General features: G+C 53.6%; 19 protein-coding genes. 3 read left to right on the top strand and 16 right to left on the bottom strand.

All coding sequences use genetic code 11. The features are described from left to right. The first annotated feature begins 46 nt into the window (after positions 1–46). Entirely contained in the window at positions 47–1,597 is a 1,551-nt protein-coding gene (gene mltF, locus HVZ52_RS05845) for a membrane-bound lytic murein transglycosylase MltF (RefSeq protein WP_016157165.1), read from the top strand. Positions 1,598–1,645: 48 nt separating this feature from the next. Here the strand turns inward: mltF and tadA are convergent, their stop codons facing one another. The 4 genes from tadA to murQ all read right to left on the bottom strand — a co-directional run bounded on the left by tadA (position 1,646) and on the right by murQ (position 5,107). Continuing rightward, on the bottom strand, positions 1,646–2,110 hold the full coding sequence (gene tadA, locus HVZ52_RS05840) for a tRNA adenosine(34) deaminase TadA (protein WP_230675888.1): 465 nt from the start codon (positions 2,108–2,110) through the stop codon (positions 1,646–1,648). A gap of 90 nt (positions 2,111–2,200) precedes the next feature. Beyond that, positions 2,201–2,836, bottom strand: a complete 636-nt coding sequence (yfhb, locus tag HVZ52_RS05835) for a phosphatidylglycerophosphatase C (RefSeq protein WP_016157167.1) — start codon at positions 2,834–2,836, stop codon at positions 2,201–2,203. A gap of 3 nt (positions 2,837–2,839) precedes the next feature. After that, the gene (locus HVZ52_RS05830; RefSeq protein WP_181598983.1) at positions 2,840–4,204 is read right to left on the bottom strand and encodes a PTS transporter subunit EIIC; all 1,365 of its coding nucleotides are present in this window, start codon (positions 4,202–4,204) and stop codon (positions 2,840–2,842) included. A gap of 9 nt (positions 4,205–4,213) precedes the next feature. Then, positions 4,214–5,107, bottom strand: coding sequence for an N-acetylmuramic acid 6-phosphate etherase (gene murQ, locus HVZ52_RS05825; RefSeq protein ID WP_019077406.1), 894 nt, complete (start codon positions 5,105–5,107; stop codon positions 4,214–4,216). Positions 5,108–5,224: 117 nt separating this feature from the next. Between murQ and HVZ52_RS05820 the strand changes: the two genes are divergently transcribed. Both HVZ52_RS05820 and HVZ52_RS05815 read left to right on the top strand, forming a co-directional pair. Further along, complete coding sequence (locus tag HVZ52_RS05820) at positions 5,225–6,073, top strand: MurR/RpiR family transcriptional regulator (RefSeq protein WP_016154045.1); 849 nt, start codon at positions 5,225–5,227, stop codon at positions 6,071–6,073. Positions 6,074–6,128: 55 nt separating this feature from the next. Next, a complete protein-coding gene (locus tag HVZ52_RS05815) occupies positions 6,129–6,389 on the top strand; it encodes a YfhL family 4Fe-4S dicluster ferredoxin (protein ID WP_003037590.1) in 261 nt (86 codons plus the stop codon). Between the two features lie 40 nt (positions 6,390–6,429). Here the strand turns inward: HVZ52_RS05815 and acpS are convergent, their stop codons facing one another. The 12 genes from acpS to rseD all read right to left on the bottom strand — a co-directional run bounded on the left by acpS (position 6,430) and on the right by rseD (position 16,068). Continuing rightward, complete coding sequence (gene acpS, locus HVZ52_RS05810; RefSeq protein WP_003037588.1) at positions 6,430–6,810, bottom strand: holo-ACP synthase; 381 nt, start codon at positions 6,808–6,810, stop codon at positions 6,430–6,432. After that, on the bottom strand, positions 6,810–7,541 hold the full coding sequence (gene pdxJ, locus HVZ52_RS05805; RefSeq protein WP_016157172.1) for a pyridoxine 5'-phosphate synthase: 732 nt from the start codon (positions 7,539–7,541) through the stop codon (positions 6,810–6,812). Before pdxJ ends, acpS begins: the two co-directional genes overlap by 1 nt. 15 nt (positions 7,542–7,556) lie before the next feature. After that, the gene (gene recO, locus HVZ52_RS05800; RefSeq protein WP_016154047.1) at positions 7,557–8,285 is read right to left on the bottom strand and encodes a DNA repair protein RecO; all 729 of its coding nucleotides are present in this window, start codon (positions 8,283–8,285) and stop codon (positions 7,557–7,559) included. A gap of 132 nt (positions 8,286–8,417) precedes the next feature. After that, positions 8,418–9,323 (bottom strand): GTPase Era, encoded by a 906-nt coding sequence (gene era, locus HVZ52_RS05795; protein WP_003037581.1) that lies wholly within the window; start codon positions 9,321–9,323, stop codon positions 8,418–8,420. Then, on the bottom strand, positions 9,320–10,000 hold the full coding sequence (rnc, locus tag HVZ52_RS05790) for a ribonuclease III (RefSeq protein ID WP_003037579.1): 681 nt from the start codon (positions 9,998–10,000) through the stop codon (positions 9,320–9,322). Before rnc ends, era begins: the two co-directional genes overlap by 4 nt. A gap of 269 nt (positions 10,001–10,269) precedes the next feature. Next, positions 10,270–11,244: a signal peptidase I gene (lepB, locus tag HVZ52_RS05785; protein ID WP_016154048.1), complete on the bottom strand. Its 975-nt coding sequence runs from the start codon at positions 11,242–11,244 to the stop codon at positions 10,270–10,272. A gap of 15 nt (positions 11,245–11,259) precedes the next feature. Further along, complete coding sequence (gene lepA, locus HVZ52_RS05780; RefSeq protein ID WP_003037577.1) at positions 11,260–13,059, bottom strand: translation elongation factor 4; 1,800 nt, start codon at positions 13,057–13,059, stop codon at positions 11,260–11,262. 215 nt (positions 13,060–13,274) lie between these two features. Next, a complete protein-coding gene (gene rseC, locus HVZ52_RS05775; RefSeq protein WP_080860016.1) occupies positions 13,275–13,739 on the bottom strand; it encodes a SoxR-reducing system protein RseC in 465 nt (154 codons plus the stop codon). Beyond that, complete coding sequence (rseB, locus tag HVZ52_RS05770; RefSeq protein ID WP_003847063.1) at positions 13,736–14,692, bottom strand: sigma-E factor regulatory protein RseB; 957 nt, start codon at positions 14,690–14,692, stop codon at positions 13,736–13,738. The genes rseC and rseB overlap by 4 nt, the downstream gene beginning before the upstream one ends. Continuing rightward, positions 14,692–15,342, bottom strand: coding sequence for an anti-sigma-E factor RseA (gene rseA, locus HVZ52_RS05765; protein WP_019077408.1), 651 nt, complete (start codon positions 15,340–15,342; stop codon positions 14,692–14,694). The genes rseB and rseA overlap by 1 nt, the downstream gene beginning before the upstream one ends. A gap of 31 nt (positions 15,343–15,373) precedes the next feature. After that, positions 15,374–15,949, bottom strand: a complete 576-nt coding sequence (gene rpoE, locus HVZ52_RS05760; protein WP_003037573.1) for an RNA polymerase sigma factor RpoE — start codon at positions 15,947–15,949, stop codon at positions 15,374–15,376. Beyond that, complete coding sequence (gene rseD, locus HVZ52_RS05755; RefSeq protein WP_223306697.1) at positions 15,946–16,068, bottom strand: rpoE leader peptide RseD; 123 nt, start codon at positions 16,066–16,068, stop codon at positions 15,946–15,948. Before rseD ends, rpoE begins: the two co-directional genes overlap by 4 nt. Between the last annotated feature and the right edge of the window lie 182 nt (positions 16,069–16,250).

Below are 16,250 nucleotides of genomic sequence, written 5' to 3'. Positions count from 1 at the left end.
TCACCACAGCAGGCAGAGACAACGTACGGTTCAGAGAATTAACTAATTGAAAAAATTAAAGATTAATTATCTGTTCATCGGCATATTAACGCTGTTGTTGGCAGCGGCCCTCTGGCCATCTATTCCCTGGTTCGGTAAAGCCGAAAATCGTATCGCCGCCATTCAGTCGCGGGGAGAACTGCGCGTCAGTACCCTCGACTCGCCATTAACTTACGCGACCCTCAACGGCAAGAAATTCGGCCTGGATTATGAACTGACTCAGGCGTTCGCCAACTACCTGGGCGTGAAGTTAAAAGTCACCGTGCGCCAGAACATCAGCCAGCTTTTTGACGACCTGGATAACGGCCATGCCGATCTGTTAGCCGCAGGCCTGGTATATAACAGCGAGCGGGTGAAAAATTACCAGCCCGGCCCAACCTACTATTCGGTTTCACAACAGTTGGTGTATCGGGTTGGGCAATACCGCCCGCGCACTCTTGCCACCGTGAACGAAAATCAACTGACCATCGCCCCGGGGCACGTGGTGGTTAACGATCTCCAGTTGCTTAAAGAGAATAAATTTCCCGATCTGAGCTGGAAGGTGGATGACAAAAAAGGCACCACTGAACTGCTTGATGATGTTATCGCCGGGAAGCTGGATTACACCATTGCCGATTCCGTCGCCATCAGCTTATACCAACGCGTACATCCTGAGCTGGCCGTAGCGCTGGACGTATCTGACGAACAGCCGGTGACCTGGTTTAGTCGCCTGGACGATGACAACACGCTGTCTGCCGCCCTGTTGGATTTTTTTAACACCATGAATGAAGACGGCTCTCTGGCGCGACTAGAAGAAAAGTATCTCGGACATGGCGATGATTTTGACTATGTTGATACCCGCACCTTTTTACGCGCCGTAGACAGCGTATTGCCGGACCTTAAGCCGCTGTTTGAGAAATATGCGCAGGAGATAGACTGGCGACTGCTCGCCGCAATCTCTTATCAGGAGTCGCACTGGGACGCGCAGGCCACTTCCCCGACCGGCGTACGCGGGTTGATGATGCTGACCAAAAATACCGCTCAAAGTCTCGGACTGACCGACCGTACCGATGCCGAACAAAGCATCAGCGGCGGCGCGCGGTATTTGCAGGATATGATGAGTAAAGTGCCCGATACCGTCCCCGAAGGGGAACGCATCTGGTTTGCGCTCGCAGCCTACAACATGGGTTATGCGCACATGCTGGATGCACGGGCGCTGACCGTGAAAACCAAAGGCAATCCGAACAGCTGGTCCGACGTAAAACAGCGTCTGCCGCTGCTCAGCCAAAAGCCGTATTACAACAAGCTGACCTATGGTTATGCGCGTGGCCACGAAGCCTACGCTTATGTAGAAAATATCCGTAAGTACCAGATTAGCCTGGTGGGGTATCTGCAGGAGAAAGAAAAACGGGCGCTTGAAACGCAGCAACTGGCGCAGGATTACCCGGCGGTGACGCCGGCAGAGCTAATAGGTAAAGATGAATTGCCGCTTTCGGCGTTTCTGTCTCAGACGTCGTCAAATTACCTGTCGCACTCCCCTTCCCTGCTGTTTTCACCGCAGAAAAAAGAGGACAAGTAGCCTCGTAGGCCTGATAAGCGCAGCGTCATCAGGCAATCAGACCGGCATTTACAAATTGGCGTTTTTTTTCAGCGCTTTGATTTCCTGACGACGCATGCGGAAGAAATCACTGAGCAACGTGGCGCATTCATCCCGTAGCACCCCTTCGGTCACCTCCACCCGATGATTCATTCCAGGGTGATGCAGTACATCCATTAATGACCCGGCAGCCCCCGTTTTCGCATCGCGCGCGCCAAAAACGACATGGCCGATACGGCTGTGCACCATCGCGCCTGCGCACATCACGCACGGCTCCAGAGTGACATACAGCGTGGTATCCAACAGACGGTAGTTTTGCAGCACCAGGCCGCCCTGACGCAGCGCCATAATTTCAGCGTGGGCAGTCGGATCATGGTGACCAATCGGACGGTTCCAGCCTTCGCCAATCACGCGGTTGTTATGTACCAATACCGCGCCCACCGGGACTTCACGCTCATCCCAGGCGCGCTTAGCCAGCGTTAAAGCATGACGCATCCAGTATTCGTGGCTAAATTCAACTTCAGACAAAGGGGGTAACTCCAGTAATCAAAGCGGGCGCATTATACACAGACGCTATCGTTTACTCTATTCGAGTTGTTGCAGCTCTCCGCGCGGCGTGACGCGCCAGCGATGCTGGCAAAAAGAGAGCAGAGGATTGTCCTGATTACTGTCGCTGTAGCCACTGTAAAGCTGAAGCGGCGCACCAATGTGGCGTTCCAGTTGCGTCACTTTCTCATGGCCCAGACAGCGCAGAGGCAGCACCCACCCGCCGAATCCCCGCGCCATTTTACTGGCGATCAGATTGACACGCGGTAGCCACGGCGTGTCGAAGTACACCTGCTCGACCAGCGACTGCGGGGAGCCAGTAATAAGCCAGATTTCGGCGTCAGAGCTTAACAGGTAGGTTGTCAGCCGCTGCTGCACGAGCGGAAAGGCCGTCACGTTACTGCGAAACCAGCGCACAAAGTCAGCCTGATGCCCTTTCAGACGCGCCTCGCTACGACCAAAAGTGCATCCCCACAACAGCAGGCTCATTGGCCAGCGGGCGGCGCGCCCTTGTATCAGCAGCGCCAGCGCAATCACCGGTAGCAGAGGCAGCACAAGCAACGCGTTCAGCGGCTGGCGACGCAGCAGATAACGTATAAAGCTACCGAACATATCCTGCTGATGTAACGTGCCATCCAAATCAAAAAAAACAACGCGGCGCTGGTGATTGGTCAAACCTTATTCCTCTGGATCGTTGAACCCCAATAGCCAGGTAAACAGGAACCCGGCGATAACTGCTACCAGATAGCCTAACAGATAGAACATCACTTTTCCGGCAACAATCGTCAGTGCCAGCGGCAAACCGGAGATGCCAAAGGTGATAACCGTCGCCACCTTCCAGTAGCTAATCAGCGCCCCGCCTACCGCTCCGCCAAGGCAGGCACAGATAAACGGTTTACCCAACGGCAGCGTGACGCCAAAAATAAGCGGCTCGCCAATGCCCAGCAGCCCGACCGGCAGCGCTCCTTTGATCACTTTCTTTAGCCGCGCATTACGGGTTTTCATCAACACCGCTATCGCAGCCCCTACTTGTCCAACGCCTGCCATCGCCAGGATAGGAAAGAGCGCGTTATAACCGTGTGCCTGTACCAGCTCAACGTGGATGGGCACCAACCCTTGATGAAGTCCGGTGAGCACCAATGGCAGGAAAGTTCCCGCCAGTATGGCACCAACCAGGAACCCGCCGCGGTCGATAGCCCAGGATGCGCCGTGAGCGATAGATTCAGAAATCCAGCCTCCAAGTGGTTGCAGCGCCACAATCGCGATGGCCCCGGTAATGATGGTGGTCAGCAGCGGGTTAAGGATAAGCTCCAGCGATTCCGGCAACAGCTCGCGGAATTTGCGCTCGATCCAACACATCAGCGCAACCACCAGCAGCACTGCGATCACCCCGCCGCGCCCCGGCTGCAACGCTTCGCCAAACAGGGTAATCTGCGCCAGCTGCGGACTGGAGAGGATCCCCGCCATCACCCCGCCCATCGCCAGAGAGCCGCCGAAGACTTTGGCGGTATTCACCCCAACCAGAATATTCATGATGGCAAACACGGCGCTGCCAAATATGCCTATCAGCCCCAGCATATTCGGATAATGGGTCGCAAAATCCCCCACGATATCCGGTCGCTTAAGGATGTTTATAATGCCGGTGATCAAACCGGAGGCGATAAACGCCGGAATAAGAGGGATAAAGACGTTCGCCAGCTTGCGCAGCGCATCGCTCATTGGCGCTTTGTACTTCGCTTTGGCCTCTGATTTGGTGCGCTCGATATTATTCACATCTGCACGCTCGCCGCCACCGGCAATCAGGGAGCGCATGGCATCCACCACCTTGGCAGCTTTACCGGGGCCGACGATTATCTGATGCTGCGCGCCCTGCTTCACGTAACCGCTAACACCGGGCAGTTGCCTGAGACGGGGAATATCAATCTGATCGTCATCCTGAACTTCCACCCTGACGCGGGTCATACAGTTTTCCAGGCGCAGAATATTTTGCTCTCCACCTACGCCCAGCAGAATGTCGCTGGCCAGCACCGCCGTCTTATCCATATACACCTCTTAGTGTTCTAACGCCGCGCGTAAAAAACCCTGGTGAGCGGCAAGCTTTTCGCGGGCGGTAGCGGCATCCAGGCCGGTGAGCGCCATTAAAATCGCTGGCTTAACGTCAAAATCAGTCTGCTTTAACAGCGCTTGCGCCTGTTCACGCGCAATGCCGGTGGCTTCAACCACCATACGGCACGCTCGATCGACCAGTTTGACGTTGGTTGCCTGCATATCCACCATCAGGTTCTGGTACACCTTGCCAAATTTCACCATCGCACCGGTGGAGATCATATTGAGCACCAATTTTTGCGCGGTGCCGGATTTCAGTCGCGTTGACCCGGTCAACGCCTCCGGTCCCACCACCGGGGAGATTGCAATATCCGCTTCATGCGCGACAGGAGAATCCGGATTGCAGGAAATAGCCGCCGTCGTACAACCCACCGAACGCGCATATTTCAGCCCACCAATCACATACGGCGTGCGACCTGAAGCCGCCAGACCAACCACCAGATCCTGTGCGGTAAGGTTGAGTGCGCGCAGATCGTCTTCGCCTAACTGCGGGTTATCTTCCGCACCTTCTACCGCCTTGAGCAGCGCGCCCGGCCCCCCGGCAATCAGCCCAACCACCAGACCATGCGGTACACCGAAGGTCGGTGGGCACTCAGACGCGTCCAGCACTCCAAGACGTCCGCTGGTACCTGCGCCCATGTAAATAATGCGTCCACCGGCTTTTAACGCGTTAGCTGCCGCATCGACCGCGCACGCAACTTGAGGCAGAGTTGCTTTTACTGCTTCCGCTACCAGCGTATCCTGTTGATTAAATCGATGAACCAACTCCAACGTTGAGAGCGCATCCAGATCCATGGTCTGTGGATTGCGGGTTTCTGAAACTAATGCACCGAGATTCATTTTTTGTTCCTTAGGAATTTTTAATTCATAATAATCTGTCATAATGGAATATTATATTCATCCAGGCGAGTGAAATTTTGTTTTGCAATCGCCATCACGTTTTCGCCAGGAGACAGCATGAACTGTTTAATTCGCATTCGTCAGCGTTACCCGGACCTCGCGCAAAGCGATAAAAAACTTGCGGATTATCTTCTTGCTCAGCCGGATACCGCGCGTCATCTCAGCTCACAGCAGCTGGCCTTTGAAGCAGGCGTCAGCCAGTCCAGCGTGGTGAAGTTCGCGCAAAAGATGGGCTTTAAAGGGTTTCCGGCGCTGAAACTGGCGATTAGCGAAGCGTTGGCCAGCAATCCCAACCCTCATTCCATTCCGGTGCATAATCAGATTCGCGGTGACGACCCCATGCGTATGGTGGGCGAAAAACTGATTAAAGAGAACGTGGCGGCGATGCATGCGACGCTGGACGTCAACAGCGAAGAGAAACTGATAGAGAGCGTCACGATGCTGCGCTCAGCCCGGCGCATTATCCTGACCGGGATTGGCGCATCGGGTCTGGTAGCGCAGAATTTTGCCTGGAAACTGCTAAAGATTGGTTTTAACGCGGTGGTTGAACGCGATATGCACGCCCTGCTGGCGGCGGTGCAGGCGCTTTCACCCAACGATCTGCTGCTGGCCATTTCGTATACCGGAGAACGCCGCGAACTCAACCTGGCTGCGGATGAAACGTTGCGCGCCGGAGCCAAAATTCTCGCCATCACCGGATTTACACCTAACGCCCTGCAACAGCGCGCAACTCATTGTCTGTACACGATTGCTGAAGAACAGGCCACGCGCAGCGCAGCGATTTCCTCTACCCATGCGCAAATGATGCTCACTGATTTACTGTTTATGGCGCTGGTGCAGCAAGATCTGGAGCATGCCCCGGAACGCATTCGCCACAGCGAAGCACTGGTAAAAAAACTGGTCTGAGCAAAGAATGCGCGTATAATGCCCGCCCGATTTGTGATGTTTTGAGAGTTTCCTGATGGCCCTGTTAATCACTAAAAAGTGTATCAATTGCGATATGTGCGAGCCCGAATGCCCGAATGAGGCGATTTCGATGGGTGACAGCATTTACGAGATTAACAGCGACAAGTGTACGGAATGCGTAGGCCATTACGACACACCAACCTGTCAGAAGGTGTGCCCGATCCCCAATACTATTTTGAAAGATCCGGCACATGTCGAAACGGAAGAGCAGCTGTGGGATAAGTTTGTACTGATGCACCACGCCGATAAGCTGTAACGTTGCCTGATGACGCTATGCTTATCAGGCCGATGAAACGTTAGCTCTCGATAATCACCGTGGCGCAGGCGTAGTGACGCTCATCGGCCAGCGTCACATGCATATGTGCGACACCGAGTTTTTCCGCCAGTTTTAACGCCTCCCCCCATAACCGCAGACGCGGCTTACCGAGTTCGTCGTTAAAGACCTCAAACTGATTAAACGCCAGACCGTTGCGAATACCGGTACCAAAGGCTTTTGCTGCCGCCTCTTTGACCGCAAAACGTTTCGCCAGAAAGCGCACCGGTTGCTGATGCGTCTCCCAGATTGCCCATTCGTTGTCGCTGAGCACGCGTCTTGCCAGACGGTCGCCGGAACGGGAGATCACCGCTTCGATGCGGGCAATCTCCACGATATCCGTACCTAATCCCAGAATCGCCATTAGCCACGCGCTTCCAGCATCAGGCGCTTCATTTCGACTACTGCATCTTTCAGACCGCTCATCACCGCGCGGCCGATAATGGCATGGCCAATGTTCAACTCGTGCATTTCCGGGATCCGCGCGATGGCTTTAACGTTGTGGTACGTCAGGCCGTGCCCCGCATTCACCTTCAGACCAAGGCTGGCGGCAAAGGTCGCCGCTTTGGCGATACGCGCCAGTTCGCTGGCCTGTTCAGCGTCGGTTTTCGCATCGGCGTAACAGCCGGTGTGAATTTCGATGTACGGCGCGCCGACTTCAGCAGCGGCCTTAATCTGTTCGTCATCAGCATCGATAAACAGCGAAACCAGAATGCCTGCGTCCGCCAGGCGTTTGCAGGCATCACGCATCTTGTCACGCTGACCAGCGACATCCAGGCCACCTTCAGTCGTCACTTCCTGACGTTTTTCCGGCACCAGGCAGCAAAAATGCGGCTTAGTCTCAACGGCAATCGCCAGCATCTCTTCGGTTACCGCCATTTCCAGATTCATACGCGTATCCAGCGTCTGGCGCAAAATGCGCACGTCGCGATCGGTAATATGGCGACGGTCTTCACGCAGGTGCACGGTAATGCCGTCTGCGCCCGCCTGCTCAACGATAAACGCCGCCTGAACCGGGTCAGGGTATGCGGTGCCGCGTGCATTACGTAAAGTGGCAATGTGGTCAATGTTGACGCCTAACAGTAATTCGGCCATGGCAATCCATCCTCGTTAATCATTTTTTGTTTTTACTGCGCGTTTTGGCATAAATTGCCGGAACAGTTCCCGGCTTTTTAACGGCTTACCACCAAGATACGGCTTTAACGCCATGCGGGTAAAGCGTTTCGCGGCGCGAAGCGTATCAGCATCCGGAAATTCCCGCGATTCGAGTGCTTTCAGATGGCGTCCGGTAAAGGTGGCGTTATCAATCACTACGCTTGCGATAAACCCTTTTTCTTCCCGGTAACGATAGGTCATGGTGTCATCCACCGGCTCGCCACTACCCGCACAGTGGGTAAAATCGACGCCGTACCCCAGATGTCCAAGTAAGGCCAGCTCAAAACGACGCAGCGCAGGCTCTGGCGAACCCGTCGCGCCAGCCAGCGCCTGAATACAGTTCAGGTAGTCGAAAAAGAGTTCAGAAAAGCGGGTCTCATACTCAAGTACGCGAGAGATAAGCTCGTTGATATACAAGCCGCTGTACAGTGTGATACCGCTAAGGGGGAGAGCCAGAGAAACGGCTTCGGCACTGCGTAAGGTTTTGACCTCACCACGTCCACCAAAGCGAAGCAACAACGGAGTAAAAGGCTGGAGCGCGCCTTTGAGATTAGAACGTTTGGAGCGCGCGCCTTTAGCCACCAGGCGCACACGACCCGATTCTTCCGTGAAGACGTCCAGCACGAGACTGGTTTCGCTCCACGGGCGGCTATGCAGGACAAAAGCGCGTTGCCATCCTTCCATCATACCCGCCGTCTTTCAAGCTGCAGGTGTGTTGGCTGCGCCCACTCACCCCAGTCACTCACTTGAGTAAGCTCCCGAGGATCTGCGGTCTTGCCGCCTTCCTGCACCTCGAAAGCCATAACCTATGAAAAATTAGACGTCGTCGCCGTAACCGAGGCTACGCAGCGCGCGCTCGTCATCGGCCCAGCCGGATTTCACTTTCACCCACAGCTCGAGGTGAACGGGTGCTTCGAACATCTCCTGCATGTCTTTACGCGCTTCGATGCCGATGGTTTTAATTTTGGCCCCTTTGTTGCCAATAACCATCTTCTTCTGCCCTTCACGTTCAACGAGGATCAGCCCGTTAATATCGTAACCACCGCGTTCGTTAGAGATAAAACGTTCAATCTCCACGGTAACGGAGTACGGCAGTTCAGCCCCCAGAAAACGCATCAGCTTTTCACGGATGATTTCAGACGCCATAAAGCGCTGAGAACGGTCGGTGATGTAATCTTCCGGGAAGTGATGAATGGCTTCCGGCAGGTGCTTACGCACGATGCCCGCAACGGTATCAACATTCAGGCCGGTTTCGGCAGAAATCGGGACGATATCAAGGAAGTTCATCTGGCTTGCCAGGAACTGCAGGTGCGGCAGTAAATCGGCTTTTTCCTGAACGTTGTCCACTTTGTTCACAGCCAGAATAACCGGGGCTTTACCGTCGCGCAGCTTGTTGAGCACCATTTCGTCGTCCGGCGTCCAGCGGGTGCCTTCCACAACGAAAATAACCAGTTCAACATCACCAATCGAGCTGCTTGCCGCTTTGTTCATCAGGCGGTTGATCGCCCGTTTTTCTTCCATATGCAGGCCCGGGGTATCAACATAAATTGCCTGATACGCACCTTCGGTATGGATGCCAACAATACGGTGACGTGTTGTCTGAGCCTTACGTGAGGTAATGGAAATCTTCTGCCCAAGCAGATTATTCAACAGGGTGGATTTGCCGACGTTCGGGCGACCGACGATGGCAATAAATCCGCAGTAAGTTTTCTCTTCGCTCATTCCAGCTCCAGTTTTTTCAACGCCTGTTCGGCGGCAGCCTGCTCAGCCTTACGACGGCTCGAACCTGTGCCAACCACCGGTTCACTCAGGCCGCTGACCTGGCAGTGGATAGTAAATTCTTGATCGTGTGCTTCACCACGAACCTGCACCACCAGATAGGACGGTAGCGGCAGGTGGCGACCCTGCAAATATTCCTGCAGGCGCGTTTTCGGATCTTTTTGTTTATCGCCTGGGCTAATTTCATCCAGACGAGTCTGATACCAGTTCAGGATCAGTTGTTCAACGGTTTGAATATCGCTGTCAAGGAAGACGCCGCCGATCAAAGCTTCAACGGTATCTGCCAGGATCGATTCACGACGGAAACCGCCGCTTTTCAGCTCGCCTGGCCCCAAACGTAAACATTCACCGAGGTCAAACTCACGGGCTAATTCAGCCAGCGTATTGCCGCGAACCAGCGTCGCGCGCATGCGACTCATATCACCTTCATCCACACGCGGAAAACGGTGATACAGCGCATTAGCGATAACAAAGCTCAGAATAGAGTCGCCTAAAAATTCTAAACGCTCGTTATGTTTGCTGCTGGCGCTACGGTGAGTTAATGCCTGCTGCAACAGCTCCTGATGATTAAAAGTGTAGCCCAGCTTCCGTTGAAGCCGATTAATTACGATGGGGTTCATGCGATACCAATAAATGAATGCGTCAACAATTCAGCACACGAAACAGACCTGATATACGCATTTCGCTTAGCCATCCCGCTTCGGCTGAATGCATTTATACACAAACCAACGCTGTTTCGTGTGCCGTGGCAACCTGTCGGTGCCAACCTCAAACTTCGGGGGAATATTCTATACACAACGACAAGGGATGTCGTTAGTCTGCGGGAATTTATCCGAGAAATAATTCACGCTGTCGCCATAATGACGACAACGTGAACGATTATCAGCGATTAGTGAATGCCACCAATACGGCTTAAACGCACACCGGTCGGCCATTCGCCTTCTTGCTTATCGAAACTCATCCAGATAGCGGTCGCTTTACCAACCAGATTCGCTTCCGGCACAAATCCCCAGTAACGGCTGTCCGCGCTGTTGTCACGGTTATCACCCATCATGAAGTAATGTCCCGGCGGGACGATCCAGGTTGCCAACTGCTGGCCTGGCTGGCGGTAATACATCCCCACCTGATCCTGCGCGATTGGCACGGTCAGAATGCGGTGCGTTACCTCACCCAGCGTTTCTTTACGCTCGGAGAGGCGAATACCGTTATCTTTCGTTTCATTCAGCGGAACCTCAAAGAAGCCGCTGGTCGCTTCACCGCCGTTACGACGCGCAAATGTCTGCACAAAATCACTTGGCTGAACATCAGAGTACGTTACCGGCAGCGCGTTTTCACACGCCTGACCGGAACTGCATCCTGGCTGAATAGTTACCTCTTTCGCCACCGGATCGTACGTCACTTTGTCTCCCGGTAAACCGACAGCACGTTTGATGTAGTCCAGACGCGGATCTTCCGGGTATTTAAACACCACGATATCACCACGTTTCGGATGGCCGGTTTCGATCAGCGTTTTCTGGTAAATCGGATCTTTAATCCCGTAGGCAAATTTCTCCACCAGGATAAAGTCACCGATAAGCAGTGTCGGCATCATCGAACCAGACGGGATCTGGAACGGCTCATAAATAAATGAACGCACCACCAGCACAATAGCTAAAACCGGGAAAACGGATGCCCCGGTTTCCAGCCAGCCTGGCTTAGGGGCCACTTTTTTCAGCGTTGCTTTATCCAGTGAATCACCTGCAGCAGCTTGCGCTGCTGCCTGACGCTCCCGGCGTTTAGGCGCGAAGATGAATTTATCTACGCACCATAAAATGCCCGTCACCAGTGTGGCAATCACCAGAATCAGGGCAAACATGTTCGCCATGCCAACTCCTTAAGATTATTTGCTGTCTTTACCGACATGCAGAATGGCGAGGAAGGCTTCCTGTGGCAGTTCGACGTTACCGATCTGCTTCATGCGCTTTTTACCCTCTTTCTGTTTTTGCAGCAGCTTTTTCTTACGGCTGATATCGCCACCGTAGCATTTCGCCAGCACGTTTTTACGCAGTTGCTTAACCGTTGAACGCGCGATGATGTGCGTACCAATGGCCGCCTGGATCGCGATATCAAACTGCTGGCGAGGGATCAGATCTTTCATCTTCTCGACCAGTTCACGACCACGGCTCTGGGAGTTGTCGCGGTGGGTAATCAGCGCCAGCGCATCGACACGTTCGTTGTTGATGAGAACATCAACGCGCACCATGTCAGACGCCTGGAAACGTTTGAAGTTATAGTCCAGCGACGCATAGCCGCGAGAAGTTGACTTCAGACGGTCGAAGAAGTCGAGTACCACTTCCGCCATCGGAATTTCATAGGTCAGCGCCACCTGGTTACCGTGGTAAACCATGTTGGTCTGTACGCCGCGCTTCTCGATACACAGCGTGATGACGTTACCGAGGTAAGCCTGCGGCAGCAGCATATGACACTCAGCAATCGGCTCACGCAGTTCGTAAATGTTGTTCAACGGCGGCAGCTTGGACGGGCTATCGACGTAGATCGTCTCTTTCGCCGTGGTTTCGACTTCGTAGACTACGGTCGGCGCGGTAGTGATCAGATCCAGATCGTATTCACGTTCCAGACGTTCCTGAATGATCTCCATGTGCAGCAGACCGAGGAAGCCACAGCGGAAGCCGAAGCCCAGCGCGGTTGAGCTTTCCGGTTCATAGAACAGGGAGGCGTCGTTGAGGCTCAGCTTGCCAAGCGCGTCACGGAAGTTTTCGTAGTCGTCAGAGCTCACCGGGAACAGACCGGCGTAAACCTGCGGCTTCACTTTTTTAAAGCCTGGCAGCGGCTTGTCCGCCGGGTTACGCGCCTGCGTCAGGGTATCGCCAACCGGTGCGCCCAGGATGTCTTTAATCGCACAAACCAACCAACCCACCTCGCCGCATTTCAGCTCGGTACGGTCAACCTGTTTTGGCGTGAAGATACCCAGACGGTCAGCGTTATAGACCTGACCGGTGCTCATCACTTTAATTTTGTCGCCTTTACGCATGGTGCCGTTTTTAATACGCACCAGTGATACGACGCCCAGGTAGTTATCGAACCAGGAGTCGATGATCAGCGCCTGTAACGGACCTTCCGGGTCGCCTTCCGGCGGCGGGATGTCGCGCACCAGACGTTCAAGAACGTCAGTGACGCCTACGCCGGTTTTCGCCGAACAGCGAACGGCATCCGTCGCATCAATACCGACGATATCTTCGATCTCTTCCGCCACACGCTCAGGATCGGCGGCTGGCAGGTCAATTTTGTTCAGTACCGGCACCACTTCCAGATCCATTTCCATGGCGGTATAGCAGTTAGCCAGGGTCTGTGCTTCGACGCCCTGTCCGGCATCAACCACCAGCAGTGCGCCTTCACAGGCAGCAAGCGAGCGGGAAACTTCATACGAGAAGTCAACGTGGCCCGGGGTGTCGATAAAGTTAAGCTGATAGGTTTCACCATCAGATGCTTTGAAATCGAGCGTCACGCTCTGCGCTTTGATAGTAATACCGCGCTCACGCTCAAGATCCATCGAGTCGAGAACCTGCGCTTCCATTTCACGGTCAGACAGGCCACCGCAGATCTGGATAATACGGTCAGACAGCGTCGATTTACCGTGGTCGATGTGAGCTATGATTGAAAAGTTACGTATGTTCTTCATATAGTGTAATTATTGTGCCTTACGCCCGCCTGAGCAGGCTCTGAGAAGTCGCTGATCTGAGCTTAACGTCTGTTTAAGTGAAACGCCGCATTCTACACTACAACGCTGAGGCGAGGAAATGTTCATAGAGCAAGGATAGCGGGAACTGGAAACAACTTTGCAAAGTCGGTGAAACTTTTGCCGGATGGCGACACAAGCGCCATCAGGCAAAGCTATCACTGTGGGGTTTCGACGCGAATGAGATCGGGTGGGAGAGCAACGTTCAGAATGACCGGCTGCCAGGCTTCGCGCTCAGCAAGCTTACGAGAGTATCCACGGGCAATCAGGAATCCGCCCACGCCCCCCAGCACGGCACCGCTTAATGCCGCAAGGTCGGAACCAAACAGCACCTGGAATAACGCCGCGAAGAGAAAGAGCCCCGCCAACGGAGACATGTAGACCAACATCGCTGAACCCAGCAGGCTACCCTCGGCAATACCCAGTTCAACTTTTTGACCGGGCGCTAAGGGTTCGTCGCTGGGCACCACAATGGTATGCGTGGTCTGCGGCCCAAGTTTGTTCAGCACGCGGCTCCCGCATCCGGCCCGCGAAGCACAGCTGCTACATGATGCTTTAACATCACAGCTGACCGTCGCCAGACCATTTTGCCAGGAGACGACTGTCGCCCACTCTTTAATCATTGTGCAGCCCTGAACTTAATATTGTCCGCGATACGCTTCGCCGTTTGCGGTGGAAGCTCGCCCACAATCGTAATTTCTGCGTTATCACGCACGCTGGTGCTAACCGTTCTACGCCCGGTTCGCAACAGCTGATCGGCGCTGTTTTGCATCGCACGGTTTACGTTTACGGAGAAACTGAACAGGCCATCAGAATATAGGCGCGATTCGATCGGCATGTTATCCATCGTCGGCAGCGGACGTCGACTGCTGGAAACTTCGCTGAAGCCTTGCGGCAACCACGACGGACTCCAGTTGAAGTTGGTTTTTTCGCCCGCAGGAACTGACAGCAACGGCGGTAGATTGGCTTTCGCCAGCGTCTGCATGCTATCGCTAACGCCGTTGTTTACGGTAAACGCGATAACACGGAACTGTTCCAGCGTCTCACCATCACGGTCGAGAAGATCGACGCGCATCGGCAGCTTAGTCTCCGTGTCCATCCAGACGATATAGCTGTAACGCGTACCGTCACGGGCGACTACGCGGATCACTTCACAGAGCCGATCGGCAATGCGGGTGCGACCTACTGAGATAAAGTCATAGTAGGGAGCAAGACGTTTGAAGTCGGTGTAAATCAGAGAGGGCAGAGAGTCAACGATATAGTCGCCGTTCAGCGTGAACGGTTCGAGACCAGGCTCAAAATAGCTGATTTCATTGCCACGCTGCACCACTTCCCGGCGCGGTCCATCCATTTGCAACAGTTGCGCTAGCGGACGGTTATCCAGGCGGGCATGGCGATAACGTAGGGATTCAACACCCTGCTTATTGATGCTGACAAATGACAGCTCATAAGTTAGCGACTGGCTGGCCAGATTCATCTGCTGCAACAACGCCCCGGACGCAGGATTGGCCGAGGCGTTTACAGAGAAAAACAGGCTACCAGCCACAAGTGACATGGCAAACCAAAGTTGCTTCATTACTGCGATTGCGTTCCTAAAGTTTGAATTCCTGGCACCTGCACAGCGGCTTGCTGTGTTTGGGCCTGCTCAAACTGAAGCTGTTCAGAGTGCAGTCGACGTTGCAGTTCGTAGTCCTGCAACATGGCATTAATACGACGACGCTGCTCCTGTACCTGCTGTTGCTGACCGCCGCTGGCCGTCGCGTCAGAGGGTACACCCAGGCTTACCGGACTGGCTTTACCCATCATCGGTAATGTATTAAATACCGGCGTTTCGGGCTGCTGGGACGTTTCAGATTGCCCATTATAGTGCTGGACGCCAACAATAACTGCAAGTGATACACACGCGGCCACACCCATTTGGGTAAGCTGCGCGGCCCATGGACGCATTTTCTTCCAGAATGGCATTTTCTGCCACTGGTGCGGTGCTGGCTGGGCCTCAGGAATCAATGGCACCGTCTGACGTACTGGCTCATCCTGGATGGCAGCCATTACGCGGGCGGAAATATCGAAATGGAGAACGTCGGCGGTATCACCTCGCATGGAATCGCGAATCAGGTGATAACTCTCCCAGGTTTTTTGCATTTCCGGGTCCTGAGTCAGCTCTTTGAGTAACTCAGTATCCAGCGTTTCGCCATCCATTAAAGCGGAAAGTTTTTCTTTCTGCATGCCTAATACCTTTTCCAGTATCCCGCTATCGTCAACGCCTGATAAGCGGTTGAACTTTATTATCAATAGCTTCCCTCGCTCGGAAGATACGTGAACGCACCGTACCTACCGGACAATCCATGATAGCGGCTATCTCTTCATAGCTCAGGCCATCCAGCTCCCGCAAGGTTATTGCCATGCGTAAATCTTCCGGGAGGGACTCAATAGTCCGGAAAACTATCTGTCTCAGTTCTTCTGACAACATTAAGTTCTCAGGGTTCGAAATTTCTTTCAGCGCACCGCCACTTTCGTAATTTTCTGCTTCAATCGCATCAATATCACTGGAAGGTGGACGACGCCCCTGAGCGACCAGGTAATTCTTCGCTGTATTGACTGCAATACGATACAGCCAGGTATAAAAAGCACTATCTCCCCGGAACGAGTCCAGCGCACGATAGGCCTTGATAAATGCTTCTTGTACTACATCGGGTACATCGCCCGACGGTACATAGCGAGAAACCAGACTCGCCACCTTATGCTGATAGCGCACTACCAGTAGGTTAAAGGCTTTCTGATCTCCCTTCTGGACCCGTTCTACCAGGACCTGGTCCGTTAACTGCTCGCTCATCCGAGGTAAAGTCTCCCCAAACCAAATTTCCACGCGCCTTCGAAACGCCACTCCATCAGCTTCACTATGAGCAAGCAAATGCTTAGAGTGCTCAAGTTTCGTAAAGTTCCGTTACGCATTGTTTTTTGTTTGTCATGTTGTAGACAGGTCTTATCTCTCATTATAAGTCTACATAATCCGATCGACGCACTATCTGTTTAGAAATGCCCATTTCACCGCTTGCAGAGTAACCCAACGGCCACTTAATTTCATCACATAATCTGGTGCTAACGGCCTGCTTCACAAAATATTTTTGCTCATT

Origin of the sequence: Citrobacter sp. RHB36-C18 (assembly GCF_013814485.1) — a bacterium.
Taxonomy (GTDB): domain Bacteria; phylum Pseudomonadota; class Gammaproteobacteria; order Enterobacterales; family Enterobacteriaceae; genus Citrobacter; species Citrobacter braakii.
This window is presented reverse-complemented; position numbering and strand designations above follow the sequence as displayed.